Origin of the sequence: Luteolibacter luteus (assembly GCF_012913485.1) — a bacterium.
GTDB lineage: Bacteria > Verrucomicrobiota > Verrucomicrobiia > Verrucomicrobiales > Akkermansiaceae > Haloferula > Haloferula lutea.
Genome location: NZ_CP051774.1, coordinates 5,564,648 through 5,590,216 on the forward strand (window position 1 = coordinate 5,564,648; position 25,569 = coordinate 5,590,216).

16 protein-coding genes, 2 tRNA genes and 3 rRNA genes are annotated in these 25,569 nt (G+C 59.5%); 10 read left to right on the forward strand and 11 right to left on the reverse strand.

The features are described 5' to 3' along the window. Positions 1-31: 31 nt before the first annotated feature. Positions 32-970: a bifunctional Delta(1)-pyrroline-2-carboxylate/Delta(1)-piperideine-2-carboxylate reductase gene (gene lhpI, locus HHL09_RS23025; protein WP_169457023.1), complete on the reverse strand. Its 939-nt coding sequence runs from the start codon at positions 968-970 to the stop codon at positions 32-34. 45 nt (positions 971-1,015) lie between these two features. Next, the gene (locus HHL09_RS23030; protein WP_169457024.1) at positions 1,016-4,510 is read right to left on the reverse strand and encodes an ATP-binding cassette domain-containing protein; all 3,495 of its coding nucleotides are present in this window, start codon (positions 4,508-4,510) and stop codon (positions 1,016-1,018) included. 299 nt (positions 4,511-4,809) lie between these two features. Here HHL09_RS23030 and ftsH point away from each other — a divergent pair, with 299 nt between their 5' ends. Continuing rightward, positions 4,810-7,011 carry an ATP-dependent zinc metalloprotease FtsH gene (gene ftsH / locus HHL09_RS23035; protein ID WP_277349133.1) on the forward strand — a complete coding sequence of 734 codons (2,202 nt, stop codon included), beginning with the start codon at positions 4,810-4,812 and terminating at the stop codon, positions 7,009-7,011. 152 nt (positions 7,012-7,163) lie between these two features. On the opposite strand, the gene HHL09_RS23040 is transcribed toward ftsH, so the two are convergent. Together HHL09_RS23040 and HHL09_RS23045 are read right to left on the reverse strand one after the other, a co-directional pair. After that, entirely contained in the window at positions 7,164-7,826 is a 663-nt protein-coding gene (locus HHL09_RS23040; RefSeq protein WP_169457026.1) for a hypothetical protein, read from the reverse strand. Between the two features lie 256 nt (positions 7,827-8,082). Then, positions 8,083-8,829, reverse strand: a complete 747-nt coding sequence (locus HHL09_RS23045; protein WP_169457027.1) for a hypothetical protein — start codon at positions 8,827-8,829, stop codon at positions 8,083-8,085. Between the two features lie 784 nt (positions 8,830-9,613). Between HHL09_RS23045 and HHL09_RS23050 the strand changes: the two genes are divergently transcribed. From HHL09_RS23050 to rrf, 5 genes are all read left to right on the forward strand, one after another. Continuing rightward, positions 9,614-11,131 (forward strand): 16S ribosomal RNA (locus HHL09_RS23050). Between the two features lie 189 nt (positions 11,132-11,320). Continuing rightward, a tRNA-Ala gene (locus HHL09_RS23055) sits at positions 11,321-11,396 on the forward strand. Between the two features lie 29 nt (positions 11,397-11,425). Then, a tRNA-Ile gene (locus HHL09_RS23060) sits at positions 11,426-11,502 on the forward strand. 247 nt (positions 11,503-11,749) lie between these two features. Then, a 23S ribosomal RNA gene (locus HHL09_RS23065) occupies positions 11,750-14,586 on the forward strand. Positions 14,587-14,757: 171 nt separating this feature from the next. Then, positions 14,758-14,873, forward strand: a 5S ribosomal RNA gene (rrf, locus tag HHL09_RS23070). The 16S, 23S and 5S rRNA genes sit together here with 2 tRNA genes alongside, the layout of an rRNA operon. A 71-nt stretch (positions 14,874-14,944) precedes the next feature. Here the strand turns inward: rrf and HHL09_RS23075 are convergent. Then, on the reverse strand, positions 14,945-15,151 hold the full coding sequence (locus HHL09_RS23075; RefSeq protein ID WP_169457028.1) for a hypothetical protein: 207 nt from the start codon (positions 15,149-15,151) through the stop codon (positions 14,945-14,947). 184 nt (positions 15,152-15,335) lie between these two features. Here HHL09_RS23075 and HHL09_RS23080 point away from each other — a divergent pair, with 184 nt between their 5' ends. The 3 genes from HHL09_RS23080 to HHL09_RS23090 all read left to right on the forward strand — a co-directional run bounded on the left by HHL09_RS23080 (position 15,336) and on the right by HHL09_RS23090 (position 18,701). Further along, positions 15,336-15,767 (forward strand): hypothetical protein, encoded by a 432-nt coding sequence (locus HHL09_RS23080; RefSeq protein ID WP_169457029.1) that lies wholly within the window; start codon positions 15,336-15,338, stop codon positions 15,765-15,767. A 214-nt stretch (positions 15,768-15,981) separates the two neighbouring features. Then, the gene (gene zwf, locus HHL09_RS23085; protein ID WP_169457030.1) at positions 15,982-17,514 is read left to right on the forward strand and encodes a glucose-6-phosphate dehydrogenase; all 1,533 of its coding nucleotides are present in this window, start codon (positions 15,982-15,984) and stop codon (positions 17,512-17,514) included. A 116-nt stretch (positions 17,515-17,630) separates the two neighbouring features. Then, positions 17,631-18,701: a glucose-6-phosphate dehydrogenase assembly protein OpcA gene (locus HHL09_RS23090; RefSeq protein ID WP_205760918.1), complete on the forward strand. Its 1,071-nt coding sequence runs from the start codon at positions 17,631-17,633 to the stop codon at positions 18,699-18,701. Between the two features lie 53 nt (positions 18,702-18,754). On the opposite strand, the gene HHL09_RS23095 is transcribed toward HHL09_RS23090, so the two are convergent. From HHL09_RS23095 to mqo, 3 genes are all read right to left on the reverse strand, one after another. Further along, positions 18,755-19,387: a hypothetical protein gene (locus HHL09_RS23095; protein WP_169457032.1), complete on the reverse strand. Its 633-nt coding sequence runs from the start codon at positions 19,385-19,387 to the stop codon at positions 18,755-18,757. Between the two features lie 74 nt (positions 19,388-19,461). Further along, on the reverse strand, positions 19,462-20,103 hold the full coding sequence (locus HHL09_RS23100) for an RNA polymerase sigma factor (protein ID WP_240963690.1): 642 nt from the start codon (positions 20,101-20,103) through the stop codon (positions 19,462-19,464). A gap of 91 nt (positions 20,104-20,194) precedes the next feature. Continuing rightward, complete coding sequence (gene mqo / locus HHL09_RS23105; RefSeq protein ID WP_169457033.1) at positions 20,195-21,694, reverse strand: malate dehydrogenase (quinone); 1,500 nt, start codon at positions 21,692-21,694, stop codon at positions 20,195-20,197. 272 nt (positions 21,695-21,966) lie between these two features. On the opposite strand from mqo, the gene HHL09_RS23110 reads away from it, so the two are divergent. Continuing rightward, complete coding sequence (locus tag HHL09_RS23110; RefSeq protein WP_169457034.1) at positions 21,967-22,701, forward strand: hypothetical protein; 735 nt, start codon at positions 21,967-21,969, stop codon at positions 22,699-22,701. A 1-nt stretch (position 22,702) separates the two neighbouring features. Here the strand turns inward: HHL09_RS23110 and HHL09_RS23115 are convergent, their stop codons facing one another. From HHL09_RS23115 to HHL09_RS23125, 3 genes are all read right to left on the reverse strand, one after another. Next, positions 22,703-23,422, reverse strand: coding sequence for a DNA alkylation repair protein (locus HHL09_RS23115; protein ID WP_169457035.1), 720 nt, complete (start codon positions 23,420-23,422; stop codon positions 22,703-22,705). A 62-nt stretch (positions 23,423-23,484) separates the two neighbouring features. Then, complete coding sequence (locus HHL09_RS23120) at positions 23,485-24,039, reverse strand: GNAT family N-acetyltransferase (protein WP_169457036.1); 555 nt, start codon at positions 24,037-24,039, stop codon at positions 23,485-23,487. Between the two features lie 41 nt (positions 24,040-24,080). Continuing rightward, positions 24,081-25,442, reverse strand: coding sequence for a replication-associated recombination protein A (locus tag HHL09_RS23125; RefSeq protein WP_240963691.1), 1,362 nt, complete (start codon positions 25,440-25,442; stop codon positions 24,081-24,083). Positions 25,443-25,569: the final 127 nt, after the last annotated feature.

Sequence of the window (25,569 nt, forward strand, 5' to 3'; positions counted from 1 at the left end):
TGAAGTGGCCTCCCTTTCCCGCTTCCTCAGGCTACTTCTTCGACCGCCACGCGGTCACCGCTCCGCAGAGGTCTCCCAGTGCGCAACCGACGGATTTGAACAAGGTGATTTCGTCCTCGCTCTGTCGTCCTAGCACGCTTTTCCGGCAGAGTTCCGACAGTTCGCCGGCGACCTGATCGGTTGAGAAGGCTCCTTCCGCCACCGGCATGAGGATTTCCCCGGCTTCCTTGAAGCAGTTGGCCCGCGTGTCGACGAAGACGCGGGAACGTGTCACCATCGCGGTGTCGCATTCGCGCTTGGTCGCGTGGTGATTGCCGAGGAAATCGGTGTGCGTTCCGGGGCGGATCCACTCGCCATGGATCAGGATTTCGGTGCTTCCGGTGGCGCTTACCAGGATGTCCGCATGTGCGCAGGCCGAGGCGAGATCGGTGGCCACCTCGAAGTTCACCAAAGGATGTTCTTTGGCTGATGCCTCCACCAGTGCCGCAGCCTTTTCCGTTGAGCGGCCCCAGATCAGCACCTTCGCAAGGGGCCTGACGCTGAGATGGGCGCGGATCAGATAAGGTGCGAGTTTGCCCGTCCCTAACAGTAGCAGGGTTTCGGACTCCGGACGCGAAAGTATCCGCGAGGCCAGAGCCGATACCCCGGCGGTCCGCCAGCAGGTCACGCTCACGCCATCTACGAGGGCCAGGGGGGCGCCGCCTTGGCGATCGAAGAGCATGATCTGCGAATACAGGGTCTGCCGGGGAGGCTTGTTGTCGGGAAAGTAGGTGAAGGCCTTGAGCGCGATCACCTCTTCGTTCCACGAGGGAAGCATCGCGAAGGCGTCGTGGTGCCCGGAGGCCTCGTCAAGAAGGAGCACCTGCCGTGGAGGCATCGTGTAGGGGCCGGCGAAGGCTGTTTGGAGCGCATCGATGAATTCCGGGTAGCGAAGCGCGGAGTGGACCTCGGCAGCAGTGATGATCTTCATGCGGGCGCGGGGACAAAGAGCGATGAAGACGCGGGGTGTCGAGTCCTAGCGCGTCCGCCGGTTCTGGATTCCCAGCACGGCGGAGGTGCAGACGCCGGCACCGATGATGACGAGGATCAGCAGGCCCGCGTCGTAATCGAGGGTGTCCAGCCAATCGTCCCCGAATGGTTTTTTCAGCCCGAGGAAGATGTTCCGCGGCTTGTCATTGTTCCGATAGTCGACGCGGAAGGTCTCGGCCTCGCGGATCAAGAGGTCGATGCGGTTATTGACGAAGAACTCCGAGATGGGGCGCGCTGCCTTGCTCGGGTTTTGGACCTTCATCGCTTCGATCTCCAGGCGGGTGCCGGCCCTGGCGAGATTGGTGAGGCGTTCGGCCAGTTCGCTGGCTTCGGCAGCCGTGAGCGACTCTGCTGCGCCGAGCTTTACCAAGGCTTCCAGCATCAGCTGGAGGCGCTCCGAGGTGGAGGCATCCAGCGTGTGGCGCACCTCCTTGATGGCATCGACGCGGCGTTGGATGCGGATGCGTTCGATTTCGTAAGGATTGCGAGTCGCCTGAGTGACAACCATGGCTTCATAGGCATGGCGCAGGGGCATCAGGCGGGATGGGACAGGCGTGCCGCCGCGTTCGCGCTCCACGCCGCTATTGTCGAAAAGCCCGCGATTCATTTCGCGGAAGGGAACGAGTGCGCCTGCCAAGAGCATCTGGGGCACGAGCAACAGGGGGACCGCGGTCAACGCGGCGCGCTCCGTTTTCACCAGCGAGGAAACCAGCAATGCGAGGCCGGTGCCGGTACAGGCGGTTAGGGTCATCCACAGCCATTGGCTCAGGATCGTCCCGCGGATCTCGAGGAACCAATGACCGATGGCGGTATAGGCGAGGCATTGTCCCGCTGCGACCAAGCCCAGCGCGCTGAACTTCGCTCCGACATAGAGGAGAGGATTGGGCCGGCTATTGCGCTCGCGGCGCAGGATCGGGCGGTCGCGCAGGATCTCGGTGGCCGAATTTGTCAGGCCGAGGAACATCGACACGGTCGCCGAGAGGAAGAGATACGCCGGAATGTGGAGCGCGGTGTGGAATTCATACGCGCCCTCCTTTGAGGAACGCAGCGTCACCGCGATCAACAGCGCCAGCAGGGGGGCCTCCAACAGCGTGGAGTAGAGCGTTCCCCGGTTCCGCACCTTCGAGAAAAGCGAGCGCTGGAACTGGGTCGCGAAAACCGAGAAGGACCGCTTGATGCCCGAGACAAAGCCGGTGGTGCCCAGCGGGGCTGACACCGGGCTATTGGCGAGGCGTTCGATCCGCGAGGGAGGTACTCCTTCGCCCAGCGAATTCACCAGCGCCTGGCTCTCGAAGCGCTCTTGCCAATAGTTCGGCGGAAAGCGCCGTGCCGCCGAGGGATTCTGCCCGCCGCCGATATGGGCGAGGGGAGTTTCGAGAATATCGAAGACGAAGTCGGCGCCCAGAGGCGCATTTTCGGAGACCGAAGGGTGAGAGATTCCGAGTTCCGCCGCCACCTCCCGGAAGTAGGAGATCATTGCGGTGGGCGTGCCGAAGAAAGCCAGCTTTCCGCCGGTATCCAGCAGCAGCACCTTGTCAAAGAGACCCATCACCTTCGCGCCCGGACGATGCAGCGAGGCGATCACGATCTTGTCGCGCGCCAAGGATCGCAGGGTTTCGGCGACGTGTTCGGAGTCCTTGGAGGAAAGGCCGGAGATCGGCTCGTCGAAAAGGAAGACCTCCGCCGCGCTCCCCAGGTCGAGCCCTAGATTCAGGCGGCTGCGCTCGCCACCGCTGAGAGTCTTTTCTCCGGGCGATCCGACACGCCGGCGGGCGATTGCTTGGAGTCCAAGCTCCGCCAGGATGCCATCGGCGCGGCGCCCAACTTCTTCCGAGGAAAGAAAGGGGCGCCGGATCGTCGTCGCGTGCCGCAGGTGCTCGCGGACGGTGAGCTGGGGATTCAATGCCTCTTCCTGAGGCATGTAGGCGATGAATCGGATCAGCTCCAGGCGGCTCTGGTAGAGAGATGAGTCGTTGAGGCGAACGCGTCCGCGGCTGGGCTCCAATTGCCCCGCGAGGACGGAAAGCAGGGTGCTTTTACCGCTGCCGCTGGGGCCGATAATGCAGAGCATTTCGCCCCGGCCGACCTCGAAGTTCACGTTGTCGAGCGCCCGGACACCGGGGACAAACTCATGGATGAGGTCCTGTGCTCGCAGGGATTCGACGAGGTTTCTTTCCTCATCGATGATGCCTTCGCTGAATCGGCAGCGCAGCGCCTGAGTGCGGGAAAGCCGAATGATCGAGCCCTCCCGCAGCGGCACCGAGGTTTTCACCGGCACCCCGTCGGCGGTAACCACTCCTTCCGCGTCGCGCACGAAAAGATCACCGGTGCGGCGCTCCAGATCGAAGCGGACTCGCAGGACCACGCGCGGGGCAAGGCCGGGAGCCAGAAGCATGTCTCCACGCTCCAGAACCGAGGGATCGTTTGAGACCCGGAAGTCGCGCTGATCGGCTTCAAGACGGAAACGTCCACCTGCTTCCGCCCGGCGGCGGCGCAGCGCATCGATGGTGGTGGAGAAGCCGGAGGGTTCGGAGAGCCGCTCGTGGTGGGCGCACAGGATCGGCTTTCCGGGATGCAGCAGGCCGCGTCCGTCGATTGCCATTTCCGTCGGACGTAGGGCTTCGACTTCCGCTTGGAGGCCGAATCGGATCCGGACCGCGCTCTGGCGGCTGCGGGCACGCTCGCTGGTGAGCCCCTCATCGGTGAGGGCGAGGAAGATCGCCGGACGGTTTCCCGTCCGCTTCACATTGAGGAAATAAAGCAGGTCCTCGCAGGTCAGGGTCCAGCCGGGGACCACCAGTTGCTGGCGTTCGCGCATCCGCAGGAAGGCACCGCTTTCCAGAGAGCGTCCCCGGACCCAGAGCGGATTCTCCCCGGTATTCCGGACCAAAATCAGGTCTGCCGCACGATAGACGCGGAACGCGTGTCCCTCAGCTTGGGAGGGGAGGCTGATTTCCGCTCCCTCCGCGGCGGAAAAGGTAAGCCGTTCGAAGCCGGGGTTCTCAGCCGGCTCCTCGCCGCTCATTTCCGCCAGGATCTGGCGGGCCATGTCCGGGCGTCCCAAGCGACGGAGGAAAACTTCGAAGGAGGCACGGCTGCGCTCGGATCGTCCCACCGCATCGACCAGCGTGTAAAGCTGCAAGCCCACCGCCATTTTCTCGGTGTCGTCGAGCAACTCCCTAAGATCCAGTGCGGTGTGGGCGAGGGGCTTCTGCTCTCGGACTGCCCTTTGCACGCGCCGGGCCAGCCAGCTATGGTCCGCTTCCGGGAAGGCACTGCGGAGCAGGTCGAGGATCAGGTCGGCTTCGTCCGCATCGAGCCTGCCATCCAGCGTCGCGAAGCCCGCGAAGGCATCCACCATCAAGCCAAGAACCCTTGAGCCTGAAGAACCTGAGCGACGCCGCTGCTTGAGGCGGGCAATAAGGCCGATCGGACGGACACGCGATTCCTGCGGGTCATCGTGCGGTGCGTCTCGATCCATTCGCGCCATGCATGGCAAACCCCGCACCCCCGGGCAAGAGCGTCCGAAAAAATTGGGTTTTCTTTCCTTAAACGAGGGCTACCCTACCGCGCCCTTTGCAGGTCACGCCGGAGATGCTATGATCCGGCAAGTTCCCGCGGGAGCTCCAACAAAGAACCATGTCAGAATCGCCCCAAAATCGTCCGCCGCAGGGATCAGGCTCGCGCGGACCTAATGACCCGCCCGGATTCAACTGGCGTCTCGCCATCTTGCTCGGAGCGGCTTTCCTTATCCTCGGTCTGGCGTTTTTTACCTCGCCGATGAATCCATCGGCCCAGCCCATGACCTTCGCCGAGTTCACCAAGAACTGGGACAAGGGCATGGTGGTCAAGGATGACCCCAAGCATCAATTGAAGGTGACCACGGGTGACAGCGCCTATAACGCGGTGATTACCGGCTACCTGTATTCGAACGTCCGCCTGCTCCCCGGTGAAGAGGCTGGCACGAAGAAGAATTTCCAAGCCACCGTCCGGATGGACGAGCTGGCAAGCATCCTCGGTGAGAAGGACATCTACACCGTGACCGAAGAAGCCGCCCCGACTCCATCGGCCGATACGGTGGTGCTTTCGAACGCCGGTTTCCGTCGCTTGGCCGCACTCGGCTGGGTGAAGCCGCAGGATGGCAAAGGCTCGATCATCGTCTATTCCCAGAACGGGAACGTCGGCGTGGTGAGCGGTGTCCGTGACGTGCCGACGGAAGGCGTTGCCAAGGATGACGCCAAGGCGACCGCCCAGACGAAGCCTTTCGAGGTGGTGGCCCCGCTGATGATGCTGGGCGATGAGCTCGGCTCCCTGCTTAAGGAAGACGGGATCTTCACTGCGAAGAATGATTTCCTCCGCAGCGCGATCTTCACCTTCCTGCCGGTGCTTCTGATTGTTCTTCTTCTCTTCTTCCTGTTCCGCCAGCAGATGAAGGCGGCGGGCAGGGGCGCGATGTCCTTCGGTAAGTCAAAGGCCCGCCTTCTTACCCGCGATCACAACAAGGTGACCTTCCGGGACGTCGCCGGCATCCAGGAAGCCAAGGAAGAGCTCTGGGAAATCGTCGATTTCCTCCGTGATCCGCGCAAGTTCCAGAAGCTCGGCGGCTCGATCCCGAAAGGCGTCCTGATGGTGGGTCCTCCGGGCACCGGCAAGACCCTGCTCGCCCGTGCGATCGCAGGGGAGGCGGACGTGCCCTTCTTCTCGATCTCCGGTTCCGACTTCGTGGAGATGTTCGTCGGCGTGGGCGCATCACGTGTCCGCGACATGTTCGAGCAAGGCAAGAAGCACGCTCCCTGTCTGATCTTCATCGACGAAATCGACGCTGTGGGCCGCCATCGTGGTCACGGCATGGGCGGTGGTCATGACGAGCGCGAACAGACGCTCAACCAGCTTCTCGTCGAGATGGACGGCTTCGACACGCAGGAAGGCGTGATCATCATCGCTGCCACGAACCGTCCGGACGTGCTCGACCCCGCGCTGCTGCGCCCAGGTCGTTTCGACCGCCAAGTGACCGTTTCTCTGCCGGACGTGAATGGCCGCGAGGAAATCCTCCGCGTCCACGTGAAGAAGATCAAGCTGGCCCCGGGCACCGACCTTGGTGTCATCGCCCGCGGCACGCCCGGTTTCTCCGGTGCCGAGCTGGCAAACCTCATCAACGAGGCTGCCCTGCTCGCCGCCCGCCGTGGTCTCTCCGCGGTGACTATTTCCGAGATGGAAGAAGCGCGCGACAAGGTCCGCTGGGGCCGGGAGCGCCGCAGCCTCGCCATGTCGGACAAGGAGCGCATCGGCACCGCTTGGCACGAAGCCGGCCACGCCTACCTGAACATGGTGCTGCCGCACACGCACCCGCTGCACAAGGTGACCATCATCCCGCGTGGACCTTACCTCGGTGCAACGATGTACCTGCCGGAAGGCGACAAGTACTCCACGCAGCGCAAGGAAGCCCTCGCGAACCTCGTGGTGACCATGGGCGGCCGTATCGCGGAGTGCTTCATCACCGATGACGTCTCGAACGGTGCTTCCGGCGACATTCGCCAGGCTACCTCGCTGGCCCGTCACATGGTCTGCGAATGGGGCATGAGCGAAAAGCTCGGCATGATCGAATATGGCGATGGCGATAGCCCGGTCTTTCTGGCCCGCGATGTCTCGCGCACCCGGAACTACTCGGAAGATACCGCCCGCGTCATCGATGCCGAAATCAAGCGATTCATCGACGAGGCCTATGAGCAGGCCACCAAGATCCTTACCGACAACAAGGACAAGGTGGAACTGATCGCCAATGCCCTCTTGGAATTCGAAACGCTCGACGCCTCGCACATGCGCGACCTCATCGAGTTCGGCGAGATGAAGAATCCGCCGAGCGCGCCGAAGCCGCCTCCAGTGCCGGAAGAGTTCCGCAAGAAGCCCGCTGCCAAGCCGACGGAAGACAAGCCGGATGACGGCGGTCCGCTCCCGGGCGAAGTGGTCGGTGCTCCTGCCTGATCGATCAGCGACGATCCTCTGAAATCTCAAAGCGCGGTGTGGCCTCTGTCACACCGCGCTTTCGTTTTCTTAAAGGGGGACTCTCTTGGCATACCGTAGAGAATTGAAGCCTTCCCCCGAAGGGGCGCAATCCATCTTGGGAATAGAAGATCCTAGCGCTCTCCCGCCATGTATCTCATCCGACCAATACGGGATCTTTCTTCTGCCCCCTCCCGCAGGACCTTCATTCGTTCTTCCTCGATCGCTCTTGAGGTGTCGGACTGGGTTCTCTCGAGCGCCCATTCGATCTCCTGATCGATCCGGGATGCCTCCCTTCGGTTCTGATAGCCTTGGGAAAAGAGCCCTTCCGGAATTCGTGGATCTTGGAGCAGATCCTCCAGCCTGCGGCTCATCTCATGGAGGATCCGTGCGGCATCTTCGGAGCTTGGGCCTTCCGGAGTGGCGAAGCTCGCGGGATCAATGTTCCGGTCGATCAGTAGCAGCGCGAACTCCCTCCGCTTGGAATCATCCATCCCTTCGTGCAGGTTCTGGAGCTCTGCACTGCACCAAATCCGCGCCAGAGCGCGGGTTTCTAGCAAGCTATCCGCGCGGCGCTTGATGCCATCCCGGAAAGAAACCTCCTCCGGTCCTTCGCCGGCACTCTCCCAATCGCGGACGCGCGTGATATCCGGATGCCGGATGTTCTGCAGCGGCGCATGCTTCTCTCGCAGGTCTAACAAGGCCTTCATCCGCGGATCGGATAAGGCGTCGTTCCTCCGGCTTGCATCCAGCTGATCCTGCAGCTCGACGAGCCTCGCGATATTCCGCTCCGGCATCGTCGGGATCGCTTGTCTTGTGGGACGCGTGCCGGTTTTCCCCGGGCCAACCGAAGATCGTTCACCCTTGGAAAAAGGCGGGTTCTCCTTTCCGGCCATACCGGCACTGGCCCTCTCTGAAAGACTCGCTTTCACGGCGCTCCGGTAGACCCAACCCCCGAGTCCCAGCAGCGCAAGGCTTAACCAGAGGAGACAGCGGGCCCTTGTACTCGGTCCTCGTCCGGATAAGGAGGAAACGGAAGGAGCATCCATGGTCTCAGCGGGATTGCACGGGTTGGTCCAAGCGCATCGAATACTCCCGTCGTCCTGCTTCCTGGGTCTCTGGAGAAGAGAGATTGAAGATCCGCGCCTTGATGGCGGAGGCGATGTGAGCCTTGGCCAGTTGATCCACTACCTCGTCGTTGAGAAGCCCCGGCGGAAACGCATTGGATTCCATGATCTCCCGTGTCGCGGCTTCCGCCATGGCGCGGATGCTCTCGAGATCCTCTGCACGGGGTGTGGCCGAGGCATACGATAGAAGGGGAAGGTCCTGGTAGATGAGGCTCTTCGCGAAGGCCCGCCGTTCGCTCTCACTATCCGCATCCAGCAGGTGCCTGAGCTTTGCATCCTCAAGGATTGTCAGTTGTCCCCGTAGGTCGGCTAGCCCATGGAGCTTTCCGAGATGCTCTCGCCGCGCCTCCTTCTCCGAGGGGACCTCGCTGAGCCATTTCGCGATGGCCTCCATCGCAGGGGGAGAGCTTGCCCCGTAACTAGCTTCCAGCTTGAGGAGCTCTGCCAGATCCGGATCTCCCAAGGCGTCCTGTTGGAGCCCGTTCTGATAGAGCTTCTCCTGTGCTTCCCTGCGCTCCCGGGTGAAGTGGGAAGCTCCCGGGTCTTCCGGACGAGCTGGAACGGCAGCGAGGGAAGGGGATCGGGACGCGGACTGCGTCGATCCCGCCTCGGAATGCGGCAATGGGAGCCGCCTGGCATCGAGGAAGGCAAGTGCACCGCTGGTGAAGATCACCAGCGAGGAGGTGGCGAAACACCGCTCTATCCTTGAACCTAAGCGCACTCCGCGAAGGAATCGCATCATGGGGTCCTTCTACGCAAAGAGGACCTGACGGCTATCATCGAAATTGAGACCGCAGGTCTTCGGAAGAGAAGTGGAGAATCGGGCGGGAATGGGATCCGTTGAAGGTCCTTGAGAATCAAATGCAAGGCCGTTGAAATCTAACTACTATAAATATAGTAGATGGGGCGGACTGCGTGCACGAGGGCTGCTTGGGAGGGGAAAATAGAAGGCGAGGCAGCCTCTGGGAGGCCCGTTTTGCATTCTGGAGTGTCCGATTTGCCGTCTACGCCGCTCCTAGTAGCAGAATCCCCGAAAAAACTTCATTGGAGCGTGTGCTCAAAATCAACGGGTTGCCGTGGTCCTCTGAAAAAACTGGAGAAAACCTTCACGAAAGAGATTGACCCGCGGGGCCGGTTCAGACTAGGGTCTCCCCGTCGCCGCAACGCTAGCGACGCGAGAGACGAAGGTCGATCGCGACTCCTCGAGAGTCCGATCGGCTTTTTAGTCCCCTCGAACGAAGGATCTTTCACAAGCATGGCCCGGTCTTGAAGGGTGCAAGTTGTTCACGGCGAAGGTTGTAAACAGATGGCATGCCAAAAATGACCGGGTGAAGAGGAAAAGGCTAAATTGTGTGCTGCGTGCATGAGAGTGCGCGCGGTGTTTTGAGGGAAGCCGCAAGGCGGAACTTGAAACGGTCAATTTGACGATGGTCCGCAAGGACTCATCGCATACGTTTTTTACGGAGAGTTTGATTCTGGCTCAGAACGAACGCTGGCGGCGTGTTTAAGACATGCAAGTCGAACGGGATGAAGTTGTAGCAATACCGCTTCATTCAGTGGCGCACGGGTGCGTAACACGTGAGTTACATGCCCTGCAGTGGGGAATAGCCCGCCGAAAGGCGGATTAATACCCCATGGTCCCGCAAGGGTAAAGGTGGCGAAAGCTGCCGCTGCAGGATTGGCTCGCGGCCTATCAGCTAGTTGGCGGGGTAACGGCCCACCAAGGCTACGACGGGTACCTGGTCTGAGAGGATGATCAGGCACACTGGAACTGAGACACGGTCCAGACACCTACGGGTGGCAGCAGTCGAGAATAATTCACAATGGGGGAAACCCTGATGGTGCAACGCCGCGTGGAGGATGAAGGTCTTCGGATTGTAAACTCCTGTCATCCGGGAGTAAGACCTGACGGTGAATAGCCGGCAGGGTTGATAGTACCGGAAGAGGAAGGGACGGCTAACTTCGTGCCAGCAGCCGCGGTAATACGAAGGTCCCAAGCGTTGTTCGGAATCACTGGGCGTAAAGGGAGCGTAGGCTGCGCGGTAAGTCAGATGTGAAATCCCGGGGCTCAACCCCGGAACTGCATCCGATACTGCCGTGCTTGAGGGTTGGAGAGGTAGCTGGAATTCTCGGTGTAGCAGTGAAATGCGTGGATATCGAGAGGAACACTCGTGGCGAAGGCGAGCTACTGGACAACATCTGACGCTGAGGCTCGAAGGCTAGGGGAGCAAAAGGGATTAGATACCCCTGTAGTCCTAGCAGTAAACGGTGTGCGCTTGGTGTGAGGGGATTCGACCCCCCTTGTGCCGGAGCTAACGCGTTAAGCGCACCGCCTGGGAAGTACGGCCGCAAGGCTAAAACTCAAAGAAATTGACGGGGACCCGCACAAGCGGTGGAGTATGTGGCTTAATTCGATGCAACGCGAAGAACCTTACCAAGGCTTGACATGCATCTCTAAGCGCGTGAAAGCGCGTGACCCTTCGGGGAATTTGCACAGGTGCTGCATGGCCGTCGTCAGCTCGTGTCGTGAGATGTTGGGTTAAGTCCCGCAACGAGCGCAACCCCTGTGATTAGTTGCCAGCACGTTATGGTGGGGACTCTAGTCAGACTGCCCAGATCAACTGGGAGGAAGGTGGGGACGACGTCAGGTCAGTATGGCCCTTACGCCTTGGGCTGCACACGTACTACAATGCCCAGCACAATGAGAACCGAGACCGCGAGGTGGAGGAAATCTATAAAACTGGGCCCAGTTCGGATTGGAGGCTGCAACTCGCCTCCATGAAGCCGGAATCGCTAGTAATGCTGCATCAGCTACGGCAGCGTGAATACGTTCCCGGGTCTTGTACACACCGCCCGTCACATCATGGAAGCCGGTAGCACCCGAAGTATCGCACGATCCTAAGGTGAAGCTGGTAACTGGGATGAAGTCGTAACAAGGTAGCCGTAGGGGAACCTGCGGCTGGATCACCTCCTTTCTATGGAGCAGTCACAAACCTTCTCAAGGTCCCTGTGACAGGTCGAGACCCTGCCTCATCTGTAAAAAGATGAAGGGGTTGTGGATCAGATGAAGAATCCCACACCAAAATATTAATTCCCGCGCGGATTTGAAGCCCGCAGCACACGATTTAGCTTTCGTCCTCTTCTTCTTCAAAAGTTCCCCGTGAGGGGGTATAGCTCAGTTGGTAGAGCGCCAGCTTTGCAAGCTGGATGTCCGGGGTTCGAATCCCCGTGCCTCCACCAACTTCCAAAAGCTGCGCCTCTTGAATAAAGGGCCTGTAGCTCAGTTGGTTAGAGCACCGCCTTGATAAGGCGGGGGTCATAGGTTCGAGTCCTATCAGGCCCACCATTCGCGAGTGAACTTGGAAAAGAACATGAATAACAACTTGTGAGAGCATTGCCGCTCTTTGACATCCGCATGGAGAAATAAAGTTTTTTAAGACTGCAAAAAATCAATTGTTCACATGAGCCATTATTTGCGCGGTCCTTGGATATACAAATGATTTGCCGGATTGACTCAGTCCGGCGCGGCGCAAACCGCAGCTGCTTTACGGCAAAGCTGAAGGTGCGTCGCAAGAACGCTGATTTCGATATGGAATCAAGCTTCAAAGGGCACAGAGTGAATGCCTTGGTGCTAACAGGCGATGAAGGACGTGATAAGCTGCGATAAGCTTCGGGGAGCTGCAAACGAGCTATGATCCGGAGATTTCCGAATGGGGTAACCTGGTGGTGTTAATACGCCATCGTCTTTTCCTGAACAAAGATAGGGAAAAGCACGCGAGACCCGCTGAAGTGAAACATCTCAGTAAGCGGAGGAAAAGAAAGAGAATCGATTCCGTAAGTAGTGGCGAGCGAAAGCGGAAGAGCCCAAACCGGAGGCTTGCCTCCGGGGTTGTAGGACCCCGACGTGGGACCGTTGACGATAGGTGAAGGACCTGGAAAGTTCCGACATAGAGGGTGATATCCCCGTAACCGAAATCCGACGCGGCCCTAGGGTGTTCCTGAGTAGCACAGCACACGTGGAACGTTGTGTGAATCTGCGCCGACCACGGCGTAAGGCTAAATACTAGTTAGCGACCGATAGTGAACCAGTACCGTGAGGGAAAGGTGAAAAGAACCGCTGCGAGCGGAGTGAAATAGAACCTGAAACCCTGTGCCTACAAGGTGTAAGAGCCCCTTCGGGGGTGATTGCGTGCCTTTTGCTTAATGAGTCTGCGAGTCAGTATGTGTGGCAAGCCTAAGATCTTCCGGATCGGAGGCGCAGCGAAAGCGAGTCCGAATAGGGCGTCCATAGTTGCACGTGCTGGACCCGAAGCGGAGGTGATCTACCCTTGAGCAGGTTGAAGCGTCGGTAATACGACGTGAAGGACCGAACCGGTGAATGTTGAAAAATTCTCGGATGACTTGAGGGTAGGAGTGAAAGGCTATTCAAACCCCGTGATAGCTGGTTCTCCTCGAAATGCATTGAGGTGCAGCGTCGCGTGCTGATTACCGGGGGTAGAGCACTGAAAGGGCTAGGGGGCATACCCGTCTACCAAACCCTATCAAACTCCGAATACCGGTGAGTGGAGCGCGGCAGTGAGACGGTGGGGGATAAGCTTCATCGTCAAAAGGGAAACAACCCTGATCAGCAGCTAAGGTGCCTAAACCATGCTAAGTGGAAAGGATGTGGGATTTCACAGACAGTGAGGATGTTGGCTTAGAAGCAGCCACCATTTAAAAAGTGCGTAATAGCTTACTCATCGAGAGATCCTGCGCCGAAAATGATCGGCGATAAGCATGGTACCGAAGCTCTGGGTGTCTACTGTATCAGTAGGCGCGGTAGAGGAGCATTCCCAACACGCTGAAGGTGGATGGCGACTGAAACTGGAGAGTTGGGAAGAGAGGATGCAGACATGAGTAACGATAAGACCGGTGAAATCCCGGTCCGCCGTAAACCCCAGGTTTCCCGGGCTACGTTTTTCGTCCCGGGGTTAGTCGGGACCTAAGCCGAGGCGGATACGCGTAGGCGATGGACAGCAGGTTAATATTCCTGCACTTGCGAAACTTAAGTAGGGAGGACGCATGATGGAAAGCCACTAGGTGATTGAATTCCGAGGTGAGGCTACGGCCGATCCGCATGGCTGGAAGTTGTGCCAAGAAAAGCCCCTATGCATGCTAAGCAACCCGTACCGTAAACCGACACAGGTGGGTGGGTAGAGTATACCAAGGCGCAAGAGTGAACCCTGGTTAAGGAACTCGGCAAATTAGCCCCGTAACTTCGGAAGAAGGGGTGCCCGCAGCAATGCGGGCCGCAGTGAAATGGCCCAACCGACTGTTTAGCAAAAACACAGCACTCTGCCAAGACGCTAAGTCCAAGTATAGGGTGTGACACGTGACCAATGCGGAAAGATTAAGGTAAGAGGTTAGTCGCAAGGCGAAGCTTTGAGCCCAAGTCCCCGTGAATGTCGGCCGTAACTATAACGGTCCTAAGGTAGCGAAATTCCTTGTCGGGTAAGTTCCGACCTGCACGAATCGTGTAACGAGTTGGGCACTGTCTCAACCAGGTGCTCAGTGAAATTGTAATGGCGGTGAAGATGCCGCCTACCCGCAGAAGGACGGAAAGACCCTATAGACCTTAACTGTAAGCTGTCATTGGTTTTTCGATTCTCATGCTCAGCATAAGTGGGAGACGTTGAAGTGGTCCTTTAGGGGATCGCGGAGTCAACAGTGAGATACCACCCTTGGGTGTTGGAAGATCTAACCCCGACCCGTGAAACCGGGCGGGAAACAGTGTCAGCCGGTCAGTTTTACTGGGGCGGTATCCTCCCAAAGAGTAACGGAGGAGCGCGAAGGTGGGCTCAGCATGGTCTGCAACCATGTGTCGAGTGCATAGGCATAAGCCCGCCTAACTGTGAGGCCTACAAGCCGAGCAGAGACGAAAGTCGGCCTAAGTGATCCGGCGGTAGAATGTGGAATTGCCGTCGCTCAACGGATAAAAGGTACCTTAGGGATAACAGGCTGATTTCGCCCAAGAGTTCATATCGACGGCGAAGTTTGGCACCTCGATGTCGGCTCGTCGCATCCTGGGGCTGGAGAAGGTCCCAAGGGTCCGGCTGTTCGCCGGTTAAAGCGGCACGCGAGCTGGGTTCAGAACGTCGCGAGACAGTTCGGTCCTCTATCCTCTGTGGGCGCAGGAAAACTGAGGGGTTCAATTCCTAGTACGAGAGGACCGGAATTGACGAACCTCTGGTGCACCGGTTGTTCTGTCAAGAGCATGGCCGGGTAGCTAAGTTCGGACGAGATAAGCGCTGAAAGCATCTAAGCGCCAAGCTCCTCCCAAGATGAGTTTTCCCTGAAGGATCGTGGAAGACTACCACGTTGATAGGCCGGAAGTGGAAGTGTAGCAATATATGCAGCTTACCGGTACTAATCATCCGTCTGGCTTGATTCCGTTCGGAATCGCTTGTTCAACCAAGTGATCGCGACCGGCTCAAAGTGGACGAATTGAGGTCATTGAAAAACTTGAAACTCTCCGTGCGGATGTCAGGGAGCGGCATGCGACTGGCAGCTCAGACAACCAGAGTCCCGGCCCTGATCGATGAGATCGACAACAGGGCCGCCCTCTGGTGGCCAGAGCGCGGTGGAACCACCCGGTCCCATTCCGAACCCGGAAGTGAAACGCTGCAGCGCCGATGGTATTGGGACGATAGGTCCTGTGAGAGTAGGTCGTCGCCAGGTATTTGCCCGGCATCTTCAGAAATGAAGGTGCCGGGCTCTTTTTTTGTCCGCGAAGCGGGCTCGTGAGCGGGCTAGCTTGGCTTGGTCATCCCGCATGCATGGCATTGCACGTTGGCGCGGTGGCCTTGCCCGGCTGCCTGGCCGGCTGTTCGCTTGGCTTGGGCCGGCACCCGGCACCCCACGACGGGGACCACGACGGGGACCACGACGGGGACCACGACGGGAGATTCCGGCCGGCCGCCCGGCGTGGCATGATCCGCCGATGAAGTGCTTTTCATGTGCTTGCCGGATACTCGTCTCCGCGCCGGATACTCGTCTCCGCGGCTGGCGTCGCAGGGTACTGCTCGCACCCTTGGCCACTTCCCCTGAGGCACCGTCGCGCCTGTTAATTTCCCTGTTTTATCAGGCGGAACAGGCGGACTTCGGATTGAACCACAAGGCATCTCATGGTGCCTTCCAGATGTGCGAACTCTCGTCACTCTTGGCTTCTTGCTGCTGTCGGTGCTTCCTTCGGTCGCACAGCGGCCCACCGTGTCGCTGTTGCAACTGCTGGCCACGCCGGAGAAGTTCGATGGCCAAGTCGTCCGCTTCCAAGGGGTGGCCAATCTGGCGTTCGAGGAAAACGCCATCTACCTCAGCAAAGAACACTGGAAGCATGGGGTCACCTCCTGTGGTCGTCGGCTGGATATCAGCGAGGAACTCGCCGAGTCCAGAAAGTGGGCGACGGGGCGCTACATGGTGGTGGAGGGAACCTTCAGCAAGGATGACCGTGGTCACATGGGGCTCTACATGGGGGCAATCAAGGACATCAAGCTCTTCACTCTTTACGAGATGGTCTCCCCCGAGCAGCTCAAGGAAGGGGATACTAAGAATGGTTCCGGCGGCAATCGCTAGCTTCGGACCTTATTGGTAAAAGGATGCCACGGACCATGGCGATTCACGGCGATGCTCCAATTCACGTTGAGCTTTGGCTTTCATGTGCTTCGATGCCTTGGAGGCTTCCTGTGAAGTGCTGCCACTTTGGTTTTCTAATGAGCCAGGTGACGAGATTTCATACCCATTTCGCTTTCCCCGAAGCCGACTTTAAGCGACACCGCGGCCCTGCTTTATGACCAATCCGTTTCGCGAAGACCTCGTCTCCCGCTCGCGTCCCGAGCCGTGCACCGTGGTGATCTTTGGTGCCACCGGAGACCTCACCCACCGCAAGCTGGTTCCGGCGATCTACAACCTCGCAGTCGACGGTGAATTGCCGCCCGGAGTGAAGATCCTCGGTTTCGCTCGCCGCGAGAAATCGGACGAGGAGTTCCGCAAAGGTTTGGAAGAGCTGAATCGCAAGGTCTCGCGCTCTGGTCACGATGACGCCCTCTGGTCAAAGTTCGTTGAGAACATCCATTACCATCAGAGCGAGTTCACCGATGCGGATGGCTACAAGCGTTTGGCCGAGCGGCTCGATGCGATCGACCGGGAACGGGGAGGGAAGGGGAATCGCCTTTTCTACGTCGCCAGCGCCCCGGAGTTCTTCGATGACATTCTGGAGCAACTCAAGGCCGCCGGCCTGAACAAGGCAAAGGACGGCTGCTGGGCCCGTGTGATCGTCGAGAAGCCATTTGGCACCGATCTCGCCACCGCCCAGCATCTCAACGAAGTGGTGAACCGCACTTTCCAAGAGCGCGATACCTACCGCATCGACCACTACCTCGGCAAAGAGACGGCGCAGAACATCATGGTGCTGCGCTTTGCCAATGCGATTTTCGAACCACTCTGGAACAACCGCTACATCTCCCACGTGCAGATCACCTGCGCTGAGAACCTGGGCATGGAAGGCGGCCGCGGCGGTTACTACGACAAGTCCGGCGCGCTGCGAGACATGGTGCAGAATCACCTGCTGCAGCTCCTGAGCCTCGTGACCATGGAACCGCCTACCGATCTCAGTGCCGATGGCGTGCGCGATGAGAAGGTGAAGGTGATCCGTTCCCTTCGCCAATGGGACACTCCCGAGAAGGTCGCGGAGAACGTGATCCGCGCCCAATACACCGCCGGTCATGTCGATGGCAAAGCAGTGCCCGGCTATCGCGAGGAAGACCGTGTGGATCCGGAGAGCATGACCGAGTCCTACGTGGCCGTGCGCCTGATGATTGATACCTGGCGCTGGAGCGGCGTGCCCTTCTACATCCGCATGGGCAAGCAACTGCCGAAGAAGGCCACCGAGATTTCCGTGCATTTCAAGGCGCCGCCGTGCGTCCTTTTCAACGCGCTGCCGGGAGGTGTCCCGGGTGCGAACGTGCTGGTAATCCGCATCCAACCGGACGAAGGAATTTCACTGCGCATGGTTTCCAAGATTCCGGGCACGAGCCTGCGCTTGGAGCCGGTGAAGATGGATTTCCACTATGCCACCAGCTTCGGCAAGGGCAGTCCGGAAGCCTATGAACGCCTGCTGCTTGATGCGATGGCAGGAGATGCCACGCTCTTCGCAAGACGCGACGAGGTGGAAGAAGCATGGCGCTTTATCGACCACATCGAAAACGCCTGGCACAAGAGCTCGAACCCGCCGCCGATGGCCCAGTACGTCGCCGGCACCTGGGGACCGAAGGAAGCGGACGAACTATTGCAGAAGGACGACAACTCCTGGCGCAGGCTGTGAGAAAGACTTGGGAGTGAGTGTCTGGATGTCAGGTGCAACAGCCTCGCAGCTAACGGCCGGTTCGGACTCCCAACTTTCAATCCAAGACCATCAACTTTCCAATGACCACTTTATCCATGCATCCCGAACTCGGTCGCGAGGTATCGGTAGGCTCCATCGACAAGGAGCTGCGCAAGCTGTGGGAAGAGGACGACGCGCGCACCAATGCCTCCTTGATGAACCTTGCGGTTTACTCTGAGGAGCCAGGTGCCCTTGAGAAAAATTCGCAGACTGTTCGGGAGCTTACCGCCGAGCATGCTTGCCGCGCATTGCTGATTGGAATCGATCGCAATGCTCCGGAAGCTTCGATCCGTGCGTGGATCACCGCGCATTGCCATCTTTCCCATGGCCGCAAGTCGGTGTGTTGCGAGCAGATCGCCTTCGCGCTGACAGGCAAGGTCACGGGCCGCTTGCGGAACACGGTCTTCGCGCATTTGAACTCCGACTTGCCGCTGATTTTCTGGTGGCAGGGAGAGCTCTCGCCGATCTTTGAAGATCGTCTCTACAGCCTTGTGGATCGTTTTGTCTTCGACAGCTCAAGCTGGGCAAACCCCAAGGATTCCTTCGCGCGCATTTCCGAAGCGGTGGAAAATGCAACCAACGAACTGGTGGTCCAGGATTTGGCATGGACCCGTTGCTTCCAATTCCGGGTTTCGATCGCGGCCCTCTATGAGGATCCCCTAGTACTTGCGGCTCTGCCGGACGTCGCCACGGTGGAGATTGTTCATCATCCTTCTGATCGCGCCACGGCGCTGCAGATGCTGGCATGGCTGGCCGTCCAAGCGGGATGGCGTGATGGGATCGAACTGGATCTTGCGGTGGCCCGTCAAAGTGGCAGCAAGGAAGGCTTCTCCTTTGAAGGGGCGAATGGAAAGGCCATCGCTGCCACACTGACGTCCGATGAAGATTCGGCACCGCTGGGTCTCGTCCGCTTGAGCGGTGGTGGAGTGACCGTCACGGTCTCACGTGAGGCAGGCGAGAGCCATCTTGTGCGGCGCATCGAGGCACCGGGTCATGTCGTCGAGGCACCGGGTCCGGTCGATCCGGATGACTGCGCGGGCTTGATCGGTGAGCAACTCGCCCGCGGTGGCAAGAACTCGCTTTTCCAGAAGATCTTGCCGAGATTTCGGGAGCTTCTCGAAAAGTAGTCCCGAACGCTTCATCGAAACGGCAGCATCCACGAGGGGCTGCCGTTTCTGCGTTATAGACCTCTGCGACGATGAAGAAGCAGGGCCGCCGGCATGAGGCCGAGGAATATTCCGGAAGGCTCCGGCACGCTGGTCGTGACCAAGGTAGCGCCCGACAAGGTCATCTTTGAGTCGGTGAAGTAGGCCCCTGCGGAGCCGCTGATGGAAGAGAGATCCCGAATGGTGATCACCACCGCACTAAGGTCGGTGCCCCAAGGTACCACCAATGAGTGTGTGATCGGCGTTGGGCCGCTGTTACTCCCGGAGACTCCTCCTTCTCCACCGATCGCAGGGCTGGGACCAAAAGTCCAGAGATCGGTGTAATTCGTCGTGTGGCCACCGACGCTGATTTCTATTTGGGCACGCCAGTTGATCGCCACTTGGCCTTCGTTGTAGTAGAAGAATCCTTCCCACGCAGTCGCTTGGTTGGGGGTAAAGGAGATCTGAATCGATTGTCCCGGAGTCAGGCCGGTCAGATCACTGAGATTCGAGCTCGAAAATCCTTCAGTGCCGATCGTGCTGAGAGCCGCTCCGCTGTAGTCGGCACTCAACTGGCCCAAGCTAACCGTCGCTCCGTGGAGAGAACCGGCAAAGGCGATGGAAAGGAGCGTGGCGACTGCCCGGAAGGAGGAGACAGGGATATTCATGATATCTTGTTCTCCATCGGAGATAAGGGGAGGTGGCGGTTTCTGGCAATGCCGAAGATCCACCCGCCGTGGGGCTATTCCGCCAGATAGCTGGCCAAGCGCTCCCTCAGAGTGGTCCGGGCCCGGAAGAGCAGGCTCTTCACCGAAGATACCGAGGTATTCAGCACGCTGGCGATTTCCTCGTAGGGCAGGGACTCGTAGCTGTAGAGGATCACCGCCGTGCGCTGGGCCTCCGGCAGGGTGGCGATGGCGCGATCGATCTGCTGGTGCATTTCCAGCTTCATCGCCTCCTCCTGAGGCTCATGGCGCGTTTCGGAGGCCATCTGGAAGCCGCTGTCCTCCTCGCGCTCCTCGCTGGACACCTCCTTGCGGCGGGAGCGGCGGCGGCTCTCGTTGAAAACGAGATTCCGGGTGATCGTGAAAAGGTAGGTGGTGAATTTCGCGTCCGGTCGCCAGCGCTTGGCGTGCTTCCAGATGCGAAGGAAGGCAAGCTGGGCGATATCCTCCGCCTCGGTCGGGTCTCCCAGCATGCGTGCCACCGTGCCCACCACGGCATTCTGGTGGCGCTCCACGAGATCACGGAAGGCGCGTTCGTCTCCCTCCGCAATACGGCGCATCAGCGCGACATCCACATCATCCCCATCCGCGCTTTCGTTCGCTGGAATCGGGCGGGATGACGGCATGTGGATCGGCGGGAAGGTCAGTGCGGCTTCCATGCTCTCCGGGGCAAACCGCCCGGCGAGCACGAAGTTGCGGAACTTCGACGCCGGGCAGCCCGGAAAAATTCAGCCGAGTGACGGTCCCGGATCAGGCCAGTTGCAAGATCTTGTCTGTCCGGCGGCTCATTTCCTCGAAGAGATTCGCATTTTCCGGCTTTTGGAGGTCCACGTCCCAAGTCGGGATCATCTCGCGCATGCGGGCCTTGCCCTCCGGGGATTCAAGGAGTTGCGGGAAGCATTTCTTCACGACCTCCATCACGATGTTCACCGAGACCGATGCACCAGGAGAGGCGCCAAGAAGGGCGGAAATCGAGCGGTCCTGATCAGTGATGACTTCGGTGCCGTAGTGAACGATGCCAGCCTCGCCGTCGGTCTTCTTGATCGCCTGCACGCGGATGCCGGCGTCGATAAGCTTCCAGTCCTGCTTCTTCGCGGCCGGGTAGAAGACATGCAGCACGTCCATGCGGTCTTCCATGCTCTGCGTACCCTGCTGGACGAGGTAGCGGACCAGCGGGAGATTGCTGACGCCGATCTTGAGCAGGGTGGCAAGGTTGTCCGGCTTCACGGAAAGCGGGAGGTCCAGATAGCTGCCTTTCTTGTGGAGGAACTTGGTGGTCCATGCCGCAAAGGGGCCGAAGAGCAGGGTCTTTTTCCCATCGAGGATCCGGGTATCAAGGTGGGGGACGGCCATGGTAGGTGCCGAGTCGAGTGGCTGGCCATACACTTTGGCCTGATGCTGCTCCACGATCTCCGGATTTTCGCAGATCAGCCACTGACCGCCGATCGGGAAGCCGCCGAGTCCCTTGGCTTCCGGAATACCCGCCTTCTGTAGAAGGCTCAGGCTGCCGCCGCCGGCACCGACGAAGACGAACTTCGCGTTATTTGCATGGACGGCACCGGTCTTCAGGTCATGCGTTTCCACCTCCCAGCCGGAGTCGGTCTTGGTGAGGTTGGTCACGCGATGGCTGGACGCGACACCGCAACCGGGCTGCTTCTCCAGCCAGTAGAGGAGCTTGCGCGAGATATTGCCGAAATTCACATCGGTGCCGTTGTCCATTTTGGTCGCGGCGATCGGCACGTCCTTGCGGCCTGCGAGGAGCAGGGGAGCCCAGCTCGCGATTTTCTCGCGATCGGTGCTGAACTCCATGGTCTTGAAGAAATGATGTGCCGCCATGCCCTCGTAGCGGGCCTTCAGGTAGCCGACCATCTTCTGGCCATGCACGAAGCTGATGTGGGGAAGTGGAGTGATGAACTCCTCAGGCTTCTCCACCATGCCGCTGGCGACCGCATAGGCCCAGAACTGCTTCGAGTGGTCGAATTGCTCGTAGATCTCGATGGCCTTGCCGACCTTCACCGATCCATCGGCTTCCTGATGCGGCGTGTAGCTCAGCTCGCAGATGCCCGCATGGCCGGTGCCCGCATTGTTCCAGCCGTGGGAGCTTTCCTGGGCCAGTTCATCGGTCACCTCGTAGACCTGGATGCTGAGCTTCGGTTCCAAGCACTTGAGCAAGGCAGCCAGGTTGGCGGACATGACTCCGCTGCCGATCAGGATGACGTCAGGGTTTTCGATGTGGGAAGCGTGCGGCATGGGTAACGGATAGCGGGGACGATCTAGCTGCTGGCGATCTTTCTGCCAACCCCATGAACGGGCTTTCCGGCTGAAAGTGTGCCATTCATGCCCGATTGACCACAAACGGATTGGGATGCCAGTCACAATCCCTCGATGCGGGCAACTTCGCTTATCGAATACACACTTGGAGTCCTGCGATGCCCGGCGCCAGCCGCCGGAGAGCCGCAGGGCTTGATTGAAATGGATCTTGTCATGACAGGGGGGATCGATAGGACCTCGCGCGCTGCCTCATGAAATCTACCTTCTATCTCTCGCTGAGATCGTTCTGTCTTCCCGCCCTGGTTTCGCTCGGTGTGGTGAGCTGTGGTCCATCCCGTTGGAGTGAGTCCCAAAAGCGATCTCTGACAAGTGTCTCCCTCGGCACGCCATCGGTCGCTTCAGATAGCTACAAGTCTGCCGATGCCGTCAGCCTCGCGACACAGAGAAAGGCGGGTCATGCCGCTGCTGGATTCGGCTTGGCGGGCGGACTCGTGGGTGGATTGGTCGGCGCTGCGGTGGCCGGCAGCGTGACCGGTGTGGAGGGCTCCAACTTCAAGTCCAACTATGCCGATCTGTTGGGGAAGCTTGACCAGCAGATGAAGCTTCCGATTTCGACTGAGCTGACTGCGGCATTCACCGAGGTCCTGAAGAAGGACTCCTTCATGGCTTCGCGCTACAATCCTTCTTCACCCAATCGCATCGAGGTGGAAGTCACGGCCTATGGCCTGCGCCGCGTGCCGGGCAAGGAGGAGGATCTCTTCACCCCTTATCTCATGACGGCGGTAACCCTGAGAACTACCGATGGAAAGGAACTTCTGAAGCGTGCCCCGGTAACGGGTATGGGAACCTTCCAAGGAGGAACTGGCCTTCCGTTGCATCGTTTTGCCAATGACAAGAAGCTGATGCGCACCGAATGGGACCGGACAATCCGTGCCACCGCTGCCAGCTTGGATGCCACCCTGAAGCACCGGCAGGGACTTAGATAGTTCAGGCATCGAGCCGCTTCATCACGGATGCGCTGCTCAGCTCCTTGAGTGCATCTTTGCCGATCCAGCGGGCGCTTGCGTCGCTGGATTCGGCAAGCCTCTTGGAAAGATCACAGGCGGCCTTGTGAAGCGGACCGCTGCGTTTGCCGATTGCTCGCAGGGCCATATTCACGGACTTCTTCACGAAGTTCCGTTCGTCCGTGGCGGCCTTTTCGATCAAGGGTAGCGCCTTGAAAAAGGGAGCGTCATCGTCAGCGCTACCTGCGAGAGCCCAGAGCAGCGCGAAAGCCCCGCGCTTGACGAACTCGTCCTTCTTGACTGCCCATTTCTCGATCTTCTCCCATGCATGGGGAACTCGCTTGAAGAGTGCGAAGCAGATTGTGTCAACGACCGCCCAGTTGTCGAAGTCACAGGCCCAGGCATCCATTTGCTTCGCCGTCACTTGTGCTGGATCATCGACATAGCAGGCAAGCAAACGAGCCTCGTAAACACCGCTGGCCCAGAGTTCGGCGGCGAGTCCGTGGTTTTTTCCGATGGCCTTTGCCAAGGCTTGGACGTCCCGCATGGCAACACCGAAGGCGTGATCGGAGGGGATGGCGTAGCGCGCCATGCCGTCGAGCGTGGCTTTGCTCGCGTGCTTCTTGAGCCAATCGAGTGCAGCCTGAAGATCGGCGATGATGGGGCCGTCTTTTGTCCCGGAGCGTTTGGCAGGCTTCGCCATGATTTTGATGGATGGAGTTCCTATCAAAGCTGACGTAGCCGGGTCACCGCGGCAAGCTTGCTCTATCCGTGCGTCCACTCCCGGCGCAGGAGGCCGTAAAGGTCGGAGTCGGAGATTTCATCGCCGACTTTCCAGCGCTCGCGCAGGTGGCCCTCCTTCACGAAGCCGAGCCGCTGGAGGCTCTTGGCAGACCCGGTGTTGCGAGGATCGATATCGGCCTCGATGCGGCGGAAGCCGAGCTCGCCGAAGCCGTAATTGATGAGCGCGACCAGTGCCTCGTGCATATAGCCTGAGCCCCAGTGATGACGGCTCATGCCGTAGCCGATCATGCAGCGCTGGCTCTGCTGGTCGAAGTCAAAGAGGGAGCACATGCCAATGAACTGGCCCGTTTCGTCGATCTCGATTCCGAGACGGAGATGCTTGCCTTCGGGCAATGCGGTGGCGTCTTGCCCGATGATCTTGCGGGCTTCATCAATCGATGGCCACGGCGGAGTGCTCCAGTAACGCATCACTTCGGGATCCGAGTAGATCGCGAACATCGCTTCCGCATCGGATGTCTGGAGCGGACGAAGGCTCAGGCGATGCGTGGTCAGGATGAGGTGGCTGAAATCGGGCATCGGAATTTGAAGAACCGGAGACGAACACTGACAGCGGGGAGCTACTTGCTTGGATTCGCCTTCTCCGCGAGTTGCCGAAGATACTCCATCCTCTCCTTGATCCGCTTCTCCATGCCATTCTCGCCGGGGTGATAGTAGACGCGCCCTTCCGGCAAGTAGGCTTGCGGGACATAGCCGCCTTCGTAGTCGTGGGCGTAGAGATACTGCATCTTCTCCGACTCGGTGCCGCTGGCGGCGGCGAGCTTTTTGCGGGTCTTGGTGCGGAGATGCTCCGGCACGGCTAGGGTGCGGCCTTTTTCAACATCGGCCATGGCTTCGCCGATCGCGGCGTAGGCGGTATTCGATTTCGGCGCGGTGGCGAGATAGACGGTGGCGTGGGCGAGAGGAATGCGCCCCTCCGGCATGCCGACAAACTCGAAGGCCTGCTGGGCATCCATCGCGACGCGGAGCGCATTTGAATCCGCAAGGCCGATGTCTTCGCTCGCGGAAATCACCAGGCGCCGGGCGATGAAGCGCGGGTCTTCCCCGGCGTGCAGCATCTTGGCCAACCAGTAGAGCGCTGCGTCCGGGTCGGAGCCTCGGATTGATTTGATGAAGGCGGACGCTGTGTCGTAGTGGGCGTCTCCATCGGCATCATAGACGATAGCCTTTCGCTGGATGGACTCCTCCGCGACTTCCAAGGTCAGGTGAATCGCGCCATCCTCCCCGGGTGGGGTAGTGAGGACCGCGAGTTCGAGCGAGGTGAGAGCCTTCCGGACATCGCCATCGGACATCACCGCGAGGTGATTGATCGCGGCGGGATCGACTTCGATGTTCAAGTCTCCGAAGCCGCGCTCCTTGTCATCGAGCGCGCGGCGCAGGACGGGCAGAAGATCTTCGGTGGCGACGGACTCGAGCTGGAAGATCTGTGACCGGGAGACGAGCGGCGAATTGACGTAGAAGTAAGGATTGTGCGTGGTCGCGCCGATGAAGCGGACCGCGCCGCGTTCGATGTGCGGCAGCAGGACGTCCTGCTGGGCCTTGTTGAAGCGGTGAATCTCGTCGATGAAGAGGATCGTCGTCTCATTCCGCAGATCGCGCCAGGTACGGGCCTGATCGATCTTCGCTCGGATCTCGGCGACGTTCGACTCCACCCCGTTCAGCGCCTCGAAGCGGGAACCGGTGCTGCGGGCGATGACGCTAGCGAGGGTAGTCTTCCCCGTGCCGGGCGGGCCGTAGAAGATGAGGGAGGCGAAGCGATCCGCCTCGATGGCGCGGCGCAACAGCTTGCCCTCGCCGAGGATGTGCGTCTGCCCGGCGATCTCATCGAGGGTCCGGGGCCGCATACGGGATGCCAGCGGCTCTCCCGCGTGGCGGGGTTCGCTGGCGGGGCCGGATGGGGTGACGTCGAAGAGGTCGGGCACGGCCCTAGCTTAGGGCGGGAGCGGGGAGGGACAAGGGGAAGGTGAGGGACTAGAAATGCGGAGGCGAGGGCTCGGGATAAGCCCCTCCTTCGCGTCCGACTCTATGTTCGAGGCGCGGTGCGTCTCC